Origin of the sequence: Rhodovarius lipocyclicus, assembly GCF_009900765.1 — a bacterium.
Classification (GTDB): Bacteria; Pseudomonadota; Alphaproteobacteria; order Acetobacterales; family Acetobacteraceae; genus Rhodovarius; species Rhodovarius lipocyclicus.
This window is the reverse complement of the sequence record NZ_JAAABL010000033.1, coordinates 1-16,039: the sequence shown is the minus strand read 5'-3', so window position 1 is coordinate 16,039 and position 16,039 is coordinate 1. Positions and strand designations below refer to the sequence as shown.

General features: G+C 70.2%; 13 protein-coding genes and 1 pseudogene. 8 read left to right on the top strand and 6 right to left on the bottom strand.

Features of this window, described 5'->3' with window-relative positions; translation table 11 throughout:
* The gene (locus tag GT007_RS17110) at positions 1–981 is read right to left on the bottom strand and encodes an adenosine kinase (protein ID WP_160122873.1); all 981 of its coding nucleotides are present in this window, start codon (positions 979–981) and stop codon (positions 1–3) included.
* A gap of 256 nt (positions 982–1,237) precedes the next feature.
* On the opposite strand from GT007_RS17110, the gene GT007_RS17105 reads away from it, so the two are divergent.
* The 5 genes from GT007_RS17105 to pdxR all read left to right on the top strand — a co-directional run bounded on the left by GT007_RS17105 (position 1,238) and on the right by pdxR (position 5,917).
* Positions 1,238–1,825, top strand: coding sequence for a bactofilin family protein (locus GT007_RS17105; RefSeq protein ID WP_236571724.1), 588 nt, complete (start codon positions 1,238–1,240; stop codon positions 1,823–1,825).
* Between the two features lie 86 nt (positions 1,826–1,911).
* Positions 1,912–2,514 carry a hypothetical protein gene (locus GT007_RS17100; RefSeq protein WP_160122872.1) on the top strand — a complete coding sequence of 201 codons (603 nt, stop codon included), beginning with the start codon at positions 1,912–1,914 and terminating at the stop codon, positions 2,512–2,514.
* A gap of 4 nt (positions 2,515–2,518) precedes the next feature.
* Positions 2,519–3,433 (top strand): AEC family transporter, encoded by a 915-nt coding sequence (locus GT007_RS17095; RefSeq protein WP_236571723.1) that lies wholly within the window; start codon positions 2,519–2,521, stop codon positions 3,431–3,433.
* Positions 3,434–3,509: 76 nt separating this feature from the next.
* Positions 3,510–4,334 carry an SAM-dependent methyltransferase gene (locus GT007_RS17090; RefSeq protein WP_201451963.1) on the top strand — a complete coding sequence of 275 codons (825 nt, stop codon included), beginning with the start codon at positions 3,510–3,512 and terminating at the stop codon, positions 4,332–4,334.
* A gap of 41 nt (positions 4,335–4,375) precedes the next feature.
* Positions 4,376–5,917 carry a MocR-like pyridoxine biosynthesis transcription factor PdxR gene (gene pdxR, locus GT007_RS17085; RefSeq protein ID WP_160122871.1) on the top strand — a complete coding sequence of 514 codons (1,542 nt, stop codon included), beginning with the start codon at positions 4,376–4,378 and terminating at the stop codon, positions 5,915–5,917.
* On the opposite strand, the gene GT007_RS17080 is transcribed toward pdxR, so the two are convergent.
* On the bottom strand, positions 5,902–6,273 hold the full coding sequence (locus GT007_RS17080) for a cupin domain-containing protein (protein WP_160122870.1): 372 nt from the start codon (positions 6,271–6,273) through the stop codon (positions 5,902–5,904). The two genes, pdxR and GT007_RS17080, sit on opposite strands and share 16 nt — an antisense overlap.
* A gap of 170 nt (positions 6,274–6,443) precedes the next feature.
* Between GT007_RS17080 and GT007_RS17075 the strand changes: the two genes are divergently transcribed.
* Positions 6,444–8,027: an ABC transporter substrate-binding protein gene (locus GT007_RS17075; protein ID WP_160122869.1), complete on the top strand. Its 1,584-nt coding sequence runs from the start codon at positions 6,444–6,446 to the stop codon at positions 8,025–8,027.
* A gap of 190 nt (positions 8,028–8,217) precedes the next feature.
* A complete protein-coding gene (locus GT007_RS22835) occupies positions 8,218–10,392 on the top strand; it encodes a DUF4214 domain-containing protein (protein WP_160122868.1) in 2,175 nt (724 codons plus the stop codon).
* Here the strand turns inward: GT007_RS22835 and GT007_RS17065 are convergent.
* The 3 genes from GT007_RS17065 to GT007_RS17055 all read right to left on the bottom strand — a co-directional run bounded on the left by GT007_RS17065 (position 10,389) and on the right by GT007_RS17055 (position 13,560).
* Positions 10,389–11,633 carry a D-amino acid dehydrogenase gene (locus GT007_RS17065; RefSeq protein ID WP_160122867.1) on the bottom strand — a complete coding sequence of 415 codons (1,245 nt, stop codon included), beginning with the start codon at positions 11,631–11,633 and terminating at the stop codon, positions 10,389–10,391. The two genes, GT007_RS22835 and GT007_RS17065, sit on opposite strands and share 4 nt — an antisense overlap.
* A gap of 138 nt (positions 11,634–11,771) precedes the next feature.
* Positions 11,772–12,665, bottom strand: coding sequence for a hypothetical protein (locus tag GT007_RS17060; RefSeq protein ID WP_160122866.1), 894 nt, complete (start codon positions 12,663–12,665; stop codon positions 11,772–11,774).
* On the bottom strand, positions 12,655–13,560 hold the full coding sequence (locus GT007_RS17055) for an NAD(P)-dependent oxidoreductase (RefSeq protein WP_160122865.1): 906 nt from the start codon (positions 13,558–13,560) through the stop codon (positions 12,655–12,657). The genes GT007_RS17060 and GT007_RS17055 overlap by 11 nt, the downstream gene beginning before the upstream one ends.
* A gap of 130 nt (positions 13,561–13,690) precedes the next feature.
* Here GT007_RS17055 and GT007_RS17050 point away from each other — a divergent pair, with 130 nt between their 5' ends.
* The gene (locus GT007_RS17050; protein WP_160122864.1) at positions 13,691–15,805 is read left to right on the top strand and encodes a tetratricopeptide repeat protein; all 2,115 of its coding nucleotides are present in this window, start codon (positions 13,691–13,693) and stop codon (positions 15,803–15,805) included.
* Positions 15,806–15,929: 124 nt separating this feature from the next.
* Here GT007_RS17050 and GT007_RS22545 read toward each other — a convergent pair.
* Positions 15,930–16,039 (bottom strand): annotated as a pseudogene (locus GT007_RS22545) (IS5/IS1182 family transposase); the annotation flags it as partial.

The window sequence follows — 16,039 nt, the reverse complement described above, 5'->3', positions numbered from 1 at the left end:
TCAGGCCCCGACCAGGGTCTTCAGGTCGCGCTGCGGGCGCGGGCCGAAATGGCTGATGACCTCGGCGGCGCAGGCGCTGCCCCAGCTGCCGGCGACGGCCAGCGGCAGGCCGCGCGTGTGGGCGGCCAGGAAGCCGCCGGCATAGGCATCGCCCGCGCCCGTGGTGTCCAGCACCTCGGTGGGGGTGGAGGCGACCTCATGAGTCTCGGCACCGGCGACGATCACGCTGCCCTTCTCGCTGCGGGTCAGGGCGGCGATCTGCACATCCGCGCGGGCGGCGGCCTGGGCGGCGGCGAAATCCGGGGCCTCGTACAGGCTCAGGATCTCGGCCTCATTCGCGAACAGGATGTCGCATTCCTCCCGCACGAAGGCGCGGAAGGCATCGCGGTGGCGGCCGACGCAGAACGGGTCGGACAGGGAGAGCGCGACCTTGCGGCCGGCGGCGTGCGCCGCGCGGGCGGCGGCGCGGAAGGCCGCCTGGGCGGCCGGGGGGTCGAACAGATAGCCTTCCAGGTACACGACCTGGGCGCGGGCGATCTCGGCCGCGTCCACATCCTCCTCGCCGAAGGTCACGCAGGCGCCCAGATAGGTGTTCATGGTGCGCTGGCCGTCGGGGGAGACGAGGATGAGGCAGCGGGCCGTGGGCGCGCCGCCCGCCAGGGGGGCGGTGGGGAAATGCACGCCGGCGGCGCGGATGTCATGGCCGAAGACCTGGCCCAGCGGGTCGGCCGCGACCTTGCCCAGGAAGCCCACGCGGGCGCCGAGCCCGGCCGCGACGGCGCAGGAATTGGCGACGGAACCGCCGCTGCTCTCCACCCCGGGGCCCATGGCGGCGTAGAGCGCCTCCGCCTCCTCCGTGCTGATGAGGGCCATGCCCCCCTTGTGCATGCCGCGCGCGGCCAGAAAGCCGTCGTCAGCGCGGGAGATGACATCGACGATCGCGTTGCCGATGCCGAGGATATCGAGGGAGGAGGCTGTCATGGCGTATCGCATAGCCTCCGCGCGCGTATGCGTCTACTTGCGCCGGGCCGGGACGCGGCGAAGGGGCGATACGGAAACGACATATCCCCATCACGGGAGTTTTGGCAGATTTTGGGTGAATCACCGCACCGGGCAATTGTGCCGGAACCGAGGCAGCGGTAAGCCTTGGGGCAATCTTCGACTACCCAAGGGGCATTCACGCATGGCGATTTTCGGCCGCAAGAAGGAAGACACTCCCGTTGCACCCGAGGCACCCGTGACAGTGCCTGCGGCGCGTGACGCCGATCTGACCGCCGCCAACCTGCGCCCAGCCGCGCCCAAGCCCGCCCCCGCCGCGCCCAAGGAAGCCCCCGCATTGAGCCAGACCATCCGCCCCACCGCCACCACCGCCCCCGCGCCCAATGCCCCGGCGATCCGCCCCGGCATGCCCGGCCCCGGCGTGGGCGTTCCGGCCCGGCCGCAGTCCGGCGGCAGCGTCGCCCCGCAGAGCGACCGCCGCACCCTGACGGTGGGCAAGGGCATCAGCGTGACCGGCACCGTCGCCGATTGCGAGCGCCTGGTGGTCGAGGGCACGGTCGAGAGTGAGATGCTGCAGGCCGCAGAGCTGTCCGTGGGCCAGACCGGCGTGTTCCGCGGTGAAGTGCAGGTCGAGGACGCGGAGATCGCGGGCCTGTTCGACGGCACCATCACGGCGCGCGGCAACCTGATCATCCGCGCTACCGGCAAGGTGAACGGCGTGGCGCGCTGCAAGCGCCTGTCGGTCGAGGATGGCGGGCAGCTGATGGGCCGCATGGAAATGCTGACGGACGGCCCCGCCGCCCCGCGCCCGGCCCCCCAGGGCTGATCCCCGAATAGCCCCCGGCCAGCAGGGCCGGGGTCCCCAGGCCCTGTACGGGGCCCAAACGCTTCTGCCCGCAAGGGGTTCGCGCCGTGACGCCGCGCTGGATGGCCCGCCTGATACCAGCCTATACGCTGGTGGCCCTGTTGCCGGCGGCATGTGCCGCCGGACCCGATGCGGGTGAGGCAACGCGCGAGGCGCTGGCCAGCACCCGGGCCAGCCTGGCTGCCTTGGGGCAACCTCTGGCTGAATCCGCGCCCCCTCCACCACCCGATTCGCCACGCCCGCGCGCACGCCGCGCCGATCCGGCGTTGCGCGTCACCGAAGCCACCAGCCATTGGCCGGAGCCCCGCAATGTGGCCCTGCCGGTCGGCGCCGTGCCCACCCATGCCGGCGCCATGATGGGCAGCAGCCCGGAGCGCGTGCTGGAATGGCTGGGCGAGCCCGAACTGCGCCGCGCCGAAGGGCCGGTGGCGATCTGGCTCTACAGCGGCTCCGCCTGCCAGCTGGACATCCTGTTCTACCCAACGCCGGAGGGGCTGCGCGCCGCCCATGTGCAGGCGCGCGCCGGCAGCCTGGCCCAACGCACCGAAACCGCCTGCCTGCGGGATCTCGCGGGCCAGGCCCGCCGCCGGCACACCCCGGCCGGCGCCCTCATGCCCAGTTCCTCGCTGCCCGCCGAAGCGGGGGCGTGACGGTGTGATCGGCGCCTATCTCGACGCCTTCGTGCCGCCTTTCGGCCTGTTGCTGCTGGGGGCGTTCCTCAAGCACCGCCTGCTGCCGAACGATGTGGTGTGGGCCGGGCTGGAGAAGCTGATCTTCTGGGTGCTGCTGCCCAGCCTGCTGGTGGGCGCCATCAGCGGGGTGGAGATGGGGCAGGTGCCGCTGCTGGGCATGATGCTGGCCATCTGGGTGGGGCTGGGGCTGGGCACGGTGCTGTCGGTCCTGCTCTCCCGCGCGTTCCGGCAGGACCATCCGGGCATGACCAGCGTGCTGCAGGGCGGCATCCGCTTCAACAACCTGATGGGCTTCGCCATCGCGGGCGCCATCATGGGGCCGGCGGGGCTGGCGCTGGGCGCGGTCGCCACCGGGCTGATCGTGCCCTTCGTGCAGTTCGTCACCACCATCGCCTTCGCCATCGGGCGGCCGGGGCGGCTGCGCCTGCTGCCGCTGCTGCGCCAGGTGTTCCTGAACCCGCTGATCGTGGCCTGCATCGTGGGCTTCGCGGTGGCGATGCTGGGCGGGCTGCCCCATGGCGTGCAGCCGCTGATCCGCAGCCTGGGCCAGGCGACGGTGGCGCTGGGGCTGCTGGCAGTGGGGGCGGCCCTGTCGCTCGGCGCGCTGAAGGACCGGCTGCCGCTGCAACTGGTCACCTCCGGGCTGAAGCTGCTGGTGGTGCCGGCCATCACCTATGCCATGTGCCTGCTGCTGGGGCTGGAGCAGATGCCCACCGCCATGGCGGTGCTGTTCATGGCGCTGCCGACGGCGGCCACCAGCTATGTGATGGCGCGCGCCATGGGGGGCGATGCGCCGCTGATGGCGGCCATCACCACCATCGAGCACATCCTGGCCGCGGCCACCCTGCCCTTCTGGATCGCCGTCATCCTGCGTTAGGCCAGGGCCCCGCCGGGCCCTTGCTTCCTGATCCCATGACCGCGCATCTTACGGACTGACGGCATGGGAGCGCACCGTGGACGGTGAGGGATACGAGACGCTGGCGGAGCCGACCTTGGCCTCCGTCACCAGCCAATTGTGCACGCAGGCGCAGTTCGATGAGCCCGACTACGCCTATTGGTGCGCGCAGATCCGCGAGGCCCCGCGCTTTCACCGCAAGCAGTGGGAGTTCTGCTTCATCCTGTCCGCGCTGGAGCAGAGCGGGCGGCTGCGCCATGGCCGGCGGGGCCTGGGCTTCGGCGTGGGGCAGGAACCGCTGGTGGCGGTGATGGCCAGCATGGGCATCCATGTGCTGGCCACCGACCTGGCCGAGGAACAGGCCGAGGCCCAGGGCTGGACGAACGGGCAGCACGCGGCGGCGCAGGACGAGCTGAACGCGCGCGGCATCTGCCCCTCCTATCTGTTCGAGGAACGGGTGCGCCACCGGGTGGTGGACATGAACGACATCCCGCCCGACCTCACCGGCTTCGACTTCATCTGGTCGGCCTCCGCGCTGGAGCATCTGGGCTCCATCCCGCTCGGCCTGCGCTTCATCCGCAACAGCCTGCGCTGCCTGAAGCCCGGGGGCGTGGCGGTCCACACCACCGAATACAATCTGCATTCGGATACGGAGACGCTGGAGGAAGGCGGGACGGTGCTGTTCCGCCGGCAGGACATCCTGCGCCTGGCCGGGGAACTGCGCGCCGAGGGGCATCACATCACGCTGAACCTGAACCCTGGGCATGGCCCGCTGGACCAGCATGTGGATGTGGCGCCGTACTCGGTGGACAAGCACCTGAAGCTGGCCCTGGCGGGGTTCGTCACCACCTCCATCGGGCTGGTGGTGACCAAGGCGGGGTAGACCCCCGCGATACTGGCATCGATCTTGCTTGTCTTGCCGGCATGCCGGATGTCTCGCCCGAACAGGCCGCACCCCTCGCGCCGCGCGGGCGGGAACAATGGTCGATCCTGCTCGACCTCGCGGTGGAGCACGATTCCAGCCGGCCGCTGTTCCAGCAGATCTATCTGGGCTTCCGCGACGCCATCCTGGCCCGGCGCCTGTCGCCCGGCAGCCGCCTGCCCTCCACCCGGCTGCTGGCGGAGCGGCTGGGGGTCTCCCGCACCTCCGTCCTCACAGCTTACGAACAGCTTCTGGCCGAGGGCTTCGTCACCGGCCGCGCGGGTTCCGGCACCTTCGTGGCCGAGGATGCGGCGCCGGACGTGATGGCGCCCACCCGGTCCCAGCTGGCCGCTCCCCTGGCCCCGGCACCGCAGCTCTCCCGCATCGGCCAGCGCTATGAGCGCTTCGCGGCGGCCTTGCCGCTGTCCCCCAGCCTGCCCTTCGCGGCCGGCTGCTGCTCGGTCGACGCGCTCTCCATCCAGGCCTGGCGGCGCACCGGGGTGGAGGTGATGCAGAACTTCGACCCCTCCTATCTCAGCTACAGCGACCCCAGCGGCGACCTGCCCCTGCGGGAGGAAGTGGCGAAATACCTGCGCGCCGCGCGCGCGGTGCGCTGCGAACCGGAGCAGATTCTGATCCTGTCGGGCGCGCAGCAGGCGATCGACCTGTCCATCCGGGTGCTGCTGAACCCCGGCGACGCTGTGTGGGTGGAGGACCCGGGCTATCTGGCGACGCGCGAAGCGCTGGCGGCGGCGGGCGCCAGCCTGATCCCCGTGCCGGTGGACCGCGAGGGGATGGTGGTGGAGGCCGGGCTGCGCGCCGCCCCGCAGGCCCGGGCGGCCTATATCACTCCCTCCCACCAATACCCCACCGGCTCCATCATGAGCATCCAGCGCCGGCTGGAACTGCTGAGCTGGGCCAAGGCGCATGGCGCCTGGATCATCGAGGACGACTACGATGGCGAGTTCCGCTACGTCGGCCGCCCTCTCGCCTCACTGCAAGGGCTGGAGGGGGGCGAAAGCGTCATCTACGTCGGCACGCTCAGCAAGATGCTGTTCCCCGGCGCGCGGATCGGCTTCGCCGTGGTGCCGCCGGCGCTGATCGGGGCGTTCCGGGGCGCGCGCTTCCTGACCGACCGCAACCCGCCCACCCTGCAGCAGGCGCTGGTCACCGCCTTCATGCGGCGCGGCTTCCTGACCAGCCACATCCAGCGCATGCGCCAGCGCTACCGCGCCGCGCGGGACATCGTGGTGGAGGCGATCACCCGCCATATGGGCGACCTGGTGGAGGTGGAGGTGCCGGAATGCGGCATCCAGCTGACCATGCATTTCCGCCAGCCCATTTGCGACGTGCGGGTGGTGGAGGCCGCGCGGCGGCATGGGGTGGTGGTGAAGGCCGTCAGCCCGCATTACCTGGGCACGCCCGCGCGCTCGGGCCTCGTGCTGGGCTATTCGGGCTTCGACGCCCACCGCCTGCGCAGCGCCGCGGCCCTGCTGGCCCAGGCGGTGCGGGAGGTGGCGGCGGAGGGTCAGCCCTCGCTGTAGCGCGTGACGTAATGCTTGCGCATGGTCTCCAGCACCTCCCACTCGCCGGCGAAGCCGACATCCATCGCCATGGCATCGCCGGGACCGAGCAGCAGGCGGGCCGCGCCCTCGGGCGTCAGCCGCAGGTGGCCGCTGAGGATGTGGAAGAACTCCCAGTGCCGGAAGCGGAAGGCGAAGCGCCCGGGGCTGCATTCCCACACGCCGGAGGCGGTCTGCGCGCCCGCCTCCTCCCGCCAGTAATAGCGCCAGTTGCGCACCGCGGGGGTGCCCGCGATCACGGTGAAGCCGCGCGGAAAGCCATGCAGTTCCGGGCCTTCCGGGTGCTCGGGGATAGGGGTGTAGAGCGGCCTGTCCATGGGTCCTCCGGCGTCGTGGGGCCAGGACAGGCTAGCGCCGCCGGGGGCGGTTGAGGGGCCGCCATCGCAACTGGTCTTGCTGCGCGGCGGCAAGTGGTCGTTCCGCCACCGCCCGCGCGGAGCCGAGCATGCGGCGATGCCGCATCGCGGCCATGCAAGGGAGCTTCATCATGACAAGCCGCCGCACCGTGCTCGGCCTTTCCGCCGCCGCGATGATGCCGATGCCCGCCCTCGCGCAGTCCGAGCGCGCGCGCACCCTGAAGCTGGTGCCTCAGGCCGCGCTGACCATCCTGGACCCGATCTTCACCACCGCCGCCGGCACGCAGAACCACGGCTACACGGTGTTCGACACGCTGTACGGCCTGAACGCGAAGTTCGAGCCGCTGCCGCAGATGGCGGCGGGCCACACCCTTTCCCAAGATGGGCTGACCTGGGAGATCACGCTGCGCGACGGGCTGATGTTCCATGACGGCACGCCAGTGCGCGCGGTGGACTGCATCGCCAGCCTGAAGCGCTGGGGCGCGCGGGATGCGCTGGGCCAGCTGCTGATGGCCGCCGTGAACGAGTGGCAGGCGAAAAGCGACAAGACCTTCGCCATCCGGCTGAAGCAGCGCTTCCCGCTGATGCTCTACGCGCTCGCCAAGCCGGCCACCAACGTGCCCTTCATCATGCCCGAACGCATCGCCGCCACCGACCCGAACCGGCAGGTGACGGAGATGGTGGGCTCCGGCCCCTATCGCTTCGTGGCGGATGAGTTCATGGCCGGCCAGCGCGCCGTCTATGCCAAGTTCACCGGCTACGTGCCCCGGCAGGAGGCGCCGGAACGCACCTCGGGCGGGAAGGTCGCGCATTTCGACCGCTTCGAGTGGCAGGCCATCCCCGACAGCGCCACCGCCCTGGCCGCGCTGCAGAGCGGCGAGGTGGATTGGTGGGAGCAGGCGCTGGCCGATACGGTGCCCACCCTGCGCCGGGCGCGCGGCATCACCATCGGCGGCGGCGACCCGAACGGCTATGTCGGGCTGATCCGCTTCAACAGCCTGCACCCGCCCTTCAACAACCCCAAGCTGCGGCTGGCGGTGCTGACCGCGGTGCGCCAGGCGGACTACATGTCCGCCATCACCAACAACGACCCCTCCTCCTACACCGTCTGCCATTCCTTCCTGCCTTGCGGCACGCCCTATGGCACGCCACCGGCCAACAACCGCTTCTCCGACAACCCGGACATCGAGGCGGCGAAGCGCCTGGTGGCCGAGAGCGGCTATGCCGGGGAAAAGGCGGTCATCATCAACCCGGCCGATTTCCCCACCATCCGCCCCATGGGGCAGATCACGGCGGCGCTGCTGCAGCGGATCGGCATCAATGTGGAGCTGGCCGAGACCGATTGGGGCACCGTGCTGCAGCGCCGGTCGAGCCGCGAGCCGGTGGAGCGGGGGGGTTGGAGCATCTTCCACACCTGGTGGCAGGCGATCGGCATCACGACACCCGCCACCAGCGGCTATGTGCGCGGCCAGGGGGCGGCGGGCTGGTTCGGCTGGTATGGCAGCGAACCGGTGGAGGCGCTGACCCAGCGCTGGCTTGCGGCGGAGACCGAGGCCGAGCGGGTGCGGCTGGCCGATGAGATCCAGCACATCACGGCGGTGGATGTACCGGCGGTGCCGCTGGGGGTGTTCCGGATCCCCACGGCCTATCGCAGCAACCTGACGGGGGTGGTGGAGGGGTGCGCGCCCTTCCCCTGGGGAATCAGGCGGGGCTGAGGCGCTGGTGAGCCCGACAGGCCCCGGGCTCATTGATTTGAATGATGGACTTCCATTCCTCTTCATGATGAAGATGAGCTGAAGACAAGCGCAGCACAAATACTTCGCAACCGCCAGTTGTATTTCTCACAACTGCGTCAGTTCATTGCGGGCGGAAAAATCATCCGCCTGTCATCTGATGAGGGCGGGGATGAGCATTGTCTATGCGACGCAGCCGGGCGCCAGTGGCGCCACCCTGGTCTTTGATGGCAGCGCGGAAAGCCGGGCGTTCGGCTACTATAGCGATAGCCTGTGGCGGTATTTCGCCACCGGGACCAACGCCGCGACAGATGGCGGGGTGGGCTGGAAGACCAGCGCGAACACCATCGATCCCTGGGTGTACACTTACAGCGCCTATGACCTGACCGGGGGGTCGGGCAATGACGTTTTCACGGCGCAGATGCTGGGGCCGGGCGACGACACGCTGAATGGCGGCGCCGGGAATGACAGCATCACGGGCTCGGCGGCGGGCCATGACAGCCTGGATGGCGGCACTGGCAACGACACCCTGACCTGGAGCTGGGCCACCTCCGCCCCGCTGAACCTCGGCATGGCCGGGACGGTCCACAACCTCGGGGGCACCAGCTTCACGGGTTTCGAGACCTACAACCTCACCCTCGGTTCCGGGAACGACACCCTCTCCTTTCAGGGCATGGGCGGGCCGGTCAGCGGCAGCTTCTCGACCGGGGTGGGCGACGACACGATTCTGCTGGACCACACCAGCACCGGCAGCATCTCCCTGTTCACGGGCGCGGGCACCGATACGCTGATCGCGGATTTCAGCCAGTCGAGCCGCGTGACGCTGCTGACCGTCGGCACCCCGCCCTATGCCAACCACCCGGACATCTCGTTCACCTTGACCACCGCGGAAGGATTGTCGGCACTTCTGGGCTTTAGATACTATTATTCCTCAGCCCTGGACCGCGAAACGCCCGAGATTCTTCGCCTGACACTGGGTGTCGGCGATGATGATCTGGGTAGTCTGGCCAGTCTTAGCGGGGTGCAGGCCGCATACATCCAGGCCGGCGACGGCAATGACACCCTGTCCGGCACCGCAGGCAACGATGTGCTGGACGGCGGAGCTGGCAGCGACATGGTGTATCTGTATGTGGCGCCCGGCGCGCCGATCGATCTGCGCCTGACGACACCCCAGCGGACGTCCGCTGGCTTCGACACGCTGCTGAACATCGAAAATCTCTTCAATCAGGCCTTCCTGAACGCCTGGTTCATCGGAAACGACGCCGACAACAGGCTCTTCGGCGGCTATCTGGATGACCGCCTGGAAGGGCTCGCCGGGAACGACACGCTCAATGGCGGCTCCGGGGACGACACGCTGGTGGGCGGCGATGGCAATGACATCCTGGCGGTGGGGCCCGGCACGAATTCCGCCGCCGGCGGCACCGGGATCGATATGCTGGTCGTCCCCGGGCTGCGCCGGGCGGGCAGCTTCACCCTGGAAAGCGATGGAACCACCACGCAGGGCGGCATGACCCTCACCTCCCTCAAGGGCGTGGTGACCAATGCGGCCGGGACCACCACCTATACCGGGATCGAGAGCTTCGCCTTCACCGACGGCCGTCTGGTGACGGACCCCTCCGACCCCGCCATGCAGATCGCCCGGATGTTCCATGGCGCCCTGCTGCGTGCCCCCGATCCGATGAGCCTCAACTACTGGATCGACCAGCGCAACGCGGGCGTCAGCATCGAGCGCATCGGCGACAGCTTCGCTTCCTCGCTGGAATTCGCCATCGCCCATGGCAGCCAGACCAACACGCAATTCGTCAGCAGCCTGTTCACAGACATCCTGGGCCGCGCGCCCGATGCAGCGCTGACGACCTGGGTCAACGCGCTGAACAGCGGCGTGAGCCGCGGCACCGTTCTCGCCCGCTTTTCCGAAAGCACGGAATACAAGACCCGCTTCGGCTCCGACATCGCCTCCAGCGTCTGGGACCAGGACGAGGGTGCGGCCTCCATCGCCCGCCTCTACCAGGCCACCCTCGGCAGGCACCCGGAGGAATACGGCCTGATGTCCTGGCGCGGCCGCATGGACGATGGGCTGTCGCTGTACGACATCGTACCCGGCTTCCTGAACAGCGCGGAGTTCCAGGCGATCTACGGCAACGCCACCAGCAACGCGGATTTCGTGAATCTGCTGTACCACAACGTGCTCGGCCGTGGCCCGGATGCCGAGGGCTTCGCCCATTGGACCAGCCATCTGGACCAGGGCATCGAGAACCGGGTGCAGGTGGTGATCGGCTTTTCCGAGAGCCTGGAATTCCGCCTCAACACCATGTCCTGGATCGAGGGCGGGATCGTCCTCGCTTAAGGCGCGAATTCCCCCGCCGCGATCCCCATCGCCCGCCCGGCCAGCACATCGGCCACCAGGGCCGCGCTGCCCATGCCCAGCGTGAAGCCCAGCGACCCCTGCCCCTGGTTCAGCACCAGGTTGGGCCAGGGGCGGCTGCGGCCGATGATCGGCAGGCCCGTGGGGGTCGCGGGGCGCAGCCCGGTCCAGGGGTTCAATTCCGTCCAGTCGGCGGCCTCGGGGAAAGCTTCCTTGGCCTGGCGCAGCAGCGTGTCCAGCCGGCGGTTGTCGAAGCGGCGGTCATTGCCCACCACATCGGCCATGCCCGCGATGCGCAGCCGGTTGCCCAGGCGCGCGTACACCACCTTGGCCTTGGAATCCGTGATGCTGACGCTGGGCGCCGCCCCCGTCACCGGCACGGTGTAGGAATAGCCCTTCAGCGGATAGATCGGCAGGTCCACCCCGATCGGGCTGGCCAGCTGGCGCGCGCCATTGCCCAGGCACATGACGAAGGCATCGGCCTCGAACACGCCCTGCGCGGTGGCGGCCCCCACCACGCGCCCGCCCGCGGTCAGCAGCTGCGTCACCCGCGTGCCGAAATGGAAGGCCACGTTGAAGTTGGAACCGCGCAGCAGCGTGGTCAGCCCGGCGCAGAACTGGTGGCAGTCGCCCGCATCCTCGCCCGGCGTCCAGATGCCGCCCGAAATGCGGTGCGCGATATGGGCCAGCGCCGGCTCCCGCGCCAGGCATTCGGCGGGCGACAGCGCCTGCTGCTCGCTGCCCAGCGCGGCCTGCATCGCCACCTGGCGCTTGGCGCCCTCGAAGCCCGCCGTGTCGGAGTACACCACCAGCTTGCCGGCGTGGCTGAAGTCGAAATCCAACCCTTCGCGCGAGACCATCTCATGCACCAGCGCGCGGGAATGGAAGGCCAGCCGCAGCAGGGCGGCGGTGGTCGCGTCGCTCTGCGTGGCGTTGCAGGCGCGCCAGAACCGGTACAGCCAGCGGATCTGGTTCCAGGTGAAATCCGGGCGCAGGCGCATGGGCCCGTCGCGGTCCATCAGCCAGCCCGGCACCTTGGAAACGACGCCCGGCGCCGCGAAGGGCGCGACATAGCTGTAGGACAGCTGGGCACCATTGGCGTAGCTGGTGCCGAGGCCGGCCCCCGGCTCCGCATCCAGCACCTGAACCTCATGGCCTTCGCGCGCCAGCATATAGGCGGTGGTCAGCCCCACCACGCCGGCGCCCAGGATGCAGATCTTCATCGGTCGTGTCGCAGTCCCGCGTCACGGAGAATTCCGTAGGCTTAGGCGGTAACCCGCTGCAGCCGCCGGGTAAAGGCCCCGGGGCGCCGCCATGGCGCCCGGCGGGGCACGGCATGCCCGCAAAGTGGCCGTCCTGCCTCAGTCGATCGCCGGGTGCTGCGGCAAGGCGGGGTTGAGCCCCAGCAGCAAGCCCCGCCGCAATTCACGCCACACCGCCCCGGCCAAGGCGGAATCGCCCAGATCGGCCCCCTCCAGCAGGGCCAGCAGCGCCTGGCCATCGGCTTCGCCACGCCCGCCAATGCCGGCCGCCTCGGCCAGTTCGGGCTGGAATTGCAGCCCCACCTGGCGGGCCGCGCGGCCCAGCAGCGTGAAGGCGGCGGAGGCCCCGAACTCCTCCTCCGCCGCGCGGGTGGCGCTGCGGGCATATTCCAGCGCGTAGCGGGCGCGGGCCTTGGCACGGCGCGCGGCGGGCCAGTCGGCATCCGGCAGGGCGGGCTGCGGCCCCTCGGGCGGGACGGGTTCGGTGGCGAAGCGCAGCCGCTCCTCCTCCGCCAGGTCCCAATGTTCCTCGACATAATAGCCCGAGAGCGCGAAATCCCCCGCCGCCACCTGGCCGGTGCAGACGAAGCCCAGCCGCCTGTTGCCCAGCGCCGGGCCGTTATGGGCGTGCCAGCCGCGCAGCATCGCCACGCTCACCTGCTCCGGAATGCCGCACACCGCCGTGCCCCACCACAGCCAGCGCGGCGCGGGATAGACCACCCAGGCCTTGCGGGGCGTTTCCTCATGGCAATAGACGCGCACGCCGCCCAGCGCGTTGGACAGGTAATGATAGCGCGCCGCCGCCACCGCATGCGGCAGGCCGTCCAGGCCGAGCTTCCTCAGACCCGGCAGGAAACGTTCCCGCTGCTGGTTGCGGAAGGTGCGGAAGACCAGCCGCGCCGCGTCCTCCGGCCCGCGATGCGCCACCGCGGCCAGCACCGTGCCGGTGAACAGCGCGCGGTGCAGGTTGGCCAGCGCCGCATCAATAGCCACGGGCGCGGTCCACGGGGAACAACGGCGGCTCGCCGCGCGCCACCCGTTCCATGCTCTCCAGCACGCAGCGCGCCACGGCGGGGGCGCTGGGGGCGGCGGCGATATGCGGTGTCAGGATCACGCGCGGATGCTGCCACAACGGGTGGCCGGCCGGCAGCGGTTCCTTCTCGAACACGTCCAGATAGGCCGAAAGCCGCCCGGCATCGAGTTCGGCCAGCAGGGCCGCTTCCTCCACCTGGCCGCCGCGGCCCACGGCGATCACCGCCGCGTCGTCGGCCAGCAGCGCCAGTTCCCGCGCGCCCAGCACGCCGCGCGTGGCCGGCGTGGCGGGCAGCAGCACGACCACCGCCATGGCGCCCGCCAATGTCTCCTCCAGCGTGGTGCCGGAGGACCGCGACCAGCCCCGCGCCGGAATGCCCAGGAATTCCAGCGCCTGGATCACGGCCCCGCCCAGCGCGCCGGTGCCGCCCAGCACCGCCACCGGGAATTGCGCGAAATCGCGCGTCAGCAGCCGGTTCCAGCTGCCGGCCTTCTGCAGGGCGGCGAAGGCCTCGCCCTGGCGCAGATGGCGCAGCACGGCATGCAGCACATGGTGGGTCATGGGCTTGGCGACCTCATCGGCCACCACGCGCCCGATCGGCACCTCCGGCAGGTCGGGCGCCATCAGGATGCCGTCCACCCCCGCGCCCGTGGCGTGCACCAGGGTCAGGTTCGGCAGGCTGGCCATCAGCCCCGCCGGCGGGCGGAAGGCCACCAGGCAGTTCACGCGCTCATGCGGCGCGTCCTCCCCGTGCAGCCAGACCGGATGCGGCCCCATCTCCCGCAGGGAGACAGCGATGCGCCGGATCTCCTCGCTGTGCCCCATCACCATGATTCCGTTGCGATCATCCGCCATGCTGTTCCGCCTCGGCCCCTTCGGTTGCGGGGTCGCTTATCGGGCCTGCCGGGCGCCATGGCAAAGCCACCCGGTGGCCTTCCGCCCCACCCGGGGATAGGCTAGCCCATGCGCAGGAAGGGAACCCGCCTTGGACCGAGCCTGGACGTCATTCTTCGCCCGTTTTCGCCGCGCGCCCGAGGTCGAGCACCAGGTTGAACCAGGGCCTGAACCAGGGGCCGAACCCGCGCCGCCGCCCTCCCCCTACGCCCATCTGCCCCCGCTGGAGGCGGCGAATCACGCCCGCAACGACCGCGCCTGGGCCGCCGCCGCCGGCTTCTACGCGGCCCATCTGGCCGAGCACCCGCGCGACGCCGCCATCTGGGTCCAGCGCGGTCATTGCGAGAAGGAAAGCGGCGAGCTGGACGCCGCCGCCGCCAGCTATGGCATGGCGCTGGAACTGACGCCGCGCGACGCCGACCTGCACCTGAACATGGGCCATCTGCGCAAGCTGATGGGCGATGCCGAGGGCGCGCTCGCCGCCTATGAGGCCGCCCGCGCCGCCGACCCGGGGCTGGAGGACGCGGCCGACGAGGCCGAGCGCATGCGCGCCCTGATCGCCGAGGGCCGCCGCCTGCCGCCGCCCCGCGGCTCGGAGGGCGCGCGCCTGATCGCCCAGGCCGACGCCGCGCGCGACGCCCGCCACTGGGCCGAGGCCGCCGCCCTCTATGCCCGGTACCTGGAACTGGTGCCCGAGGACGCCGAGCTGTGGATCCAGCGCGGCCATGCCGAAAAGGAAGCCGGCGCCCTGCCCGCCGCCGAGGCCGCCTATCGCCAGGCGGTGGCCCTGGCCCCCCGCATGGCCGATGCCCGGCTGCAGCTGGGCCATGTGCTGAAACGCCAGGGCCGGCATGAGGAAGCGCTGACCAGCTATGGCGCGGCCCTCGAACTCGCACCCGGCCATGGCGACGCGGTGCGCGAGATCCGCGCCTATGCCGCCGATGGCCAGGTGGTGGCGCTGCTGAAATCCCGCGCGGGAGACAGCGCGGGGGATGTGCCGCTGCGCCCCTCCGCCCCGGGCGGCTTCGCCTTCTGCACCATCGCCTCGGCCAACTACATGGCCCAGGTGCTGGCCCTGCGGGACAGCCTGGCCGAACACCACCCGGAGGCCCGCTTCATCCTGTGCCTGGCCGAGCGCGAGATACCGGCGGACATGCCGCCGGGCATCGAGGTGATCCTCGCCGGCCAGCTCGGCATCCCGGATTTCCCGGGCTTCGCCTTCCGCTATGGCATGCTGGAATTCTGCACGGCGCTGAAGCCCTATCTGCTGCGGCTGCTGCTGGGGCGGCTGGGCTTCGCGGGGGCGGTGTATCTGGACCCCGACATGCTGGTGATGTCCCGGCTGGACCAGGTGACGGAGCGGCTGTGGCGCGACGCCGCCCTGGTGCTGACCCCCCATCTGCGCCGCCCCGCCGTGGGCCACATGGCGCCGACGGACCTGTCCATCATGCGCGCCGGGGCCTTCAACCTGGGCTTCGCCGGCGCGTCCTCCCGCCCCGAGGCGCTGGCGCTGCTGGATTGGTGGGCGGACCACCTGCTGCTGAACTGCCTGGACATGCCCGAGGAAGGCCTGTTCGTGGACCAGAAATTCATGGACCTGGCCCCGGGCTTCAGCCCCGCCGTGCATATCGAGCGCCATCCCGGGCTGAACCTGGCCTATTGGAACCTCAGCGAGCACAGCCTGACCCGCCACGGCCCCTTCTGGCAGGCGGATGGGCAGGCGCTGCAGATCTTCCACTTCTCCGGCTACGACCCCCGCACGCCGGAGCGCCTGTCCCGCCACACCGGCCTGTTCGACCCGATGCAGAACGAGGCGCTGCGCGCCCTGACCGACCATTACGCCACCCTGCTGCAGCGGCATGGGCAGGAGCAATGGCGCGGACGGGACTATGCCTATGGCCGCTTCGCCAGCGGCGCGCGCATCCCGGCCCTGGCGCGGCGGCTGCACCTGGAACGCTACACCGGCTGGCGCGAAGACCCCTTCGCGATGTTCGAGGCGATCATGACCAAGCCGGTCTCCACCGCGCCCGGCACCACCCTGCCCCGGCTGCTGCACCATGCCTGGGATACGAAGCCGATGCTGCGGAGCGGCTTCGACCTCAGCCAAGCGGAGGAGGTGGGGCGCTACAAGGCCTGGCTGAAAAGCGGGGGGGCGGCGTTGATCGGGGTGGAGGACTGGGCGCTGGAGACGCTGCTGGCGGGGTAGGAACGAGAGGGCGCCGCCCTCTCGTGCTCTCCCGGCAGGAGCCGAAAGGCCCCTGCACCCCAGGAGTTTGGCGCCGACCTTGGGAAGGTGTTTCCTATTGATTTTTAATAGGGCTTGTTGAGATTCATCGTGACCGTATGACGGCTGCGGCGAGATAGATCATGGCGGCGAATGAGCTGTCTGTTTTGTCGCTACGCAGTGCGATCCGTTTGAATTCCTTGAGTTTGGCGAAGA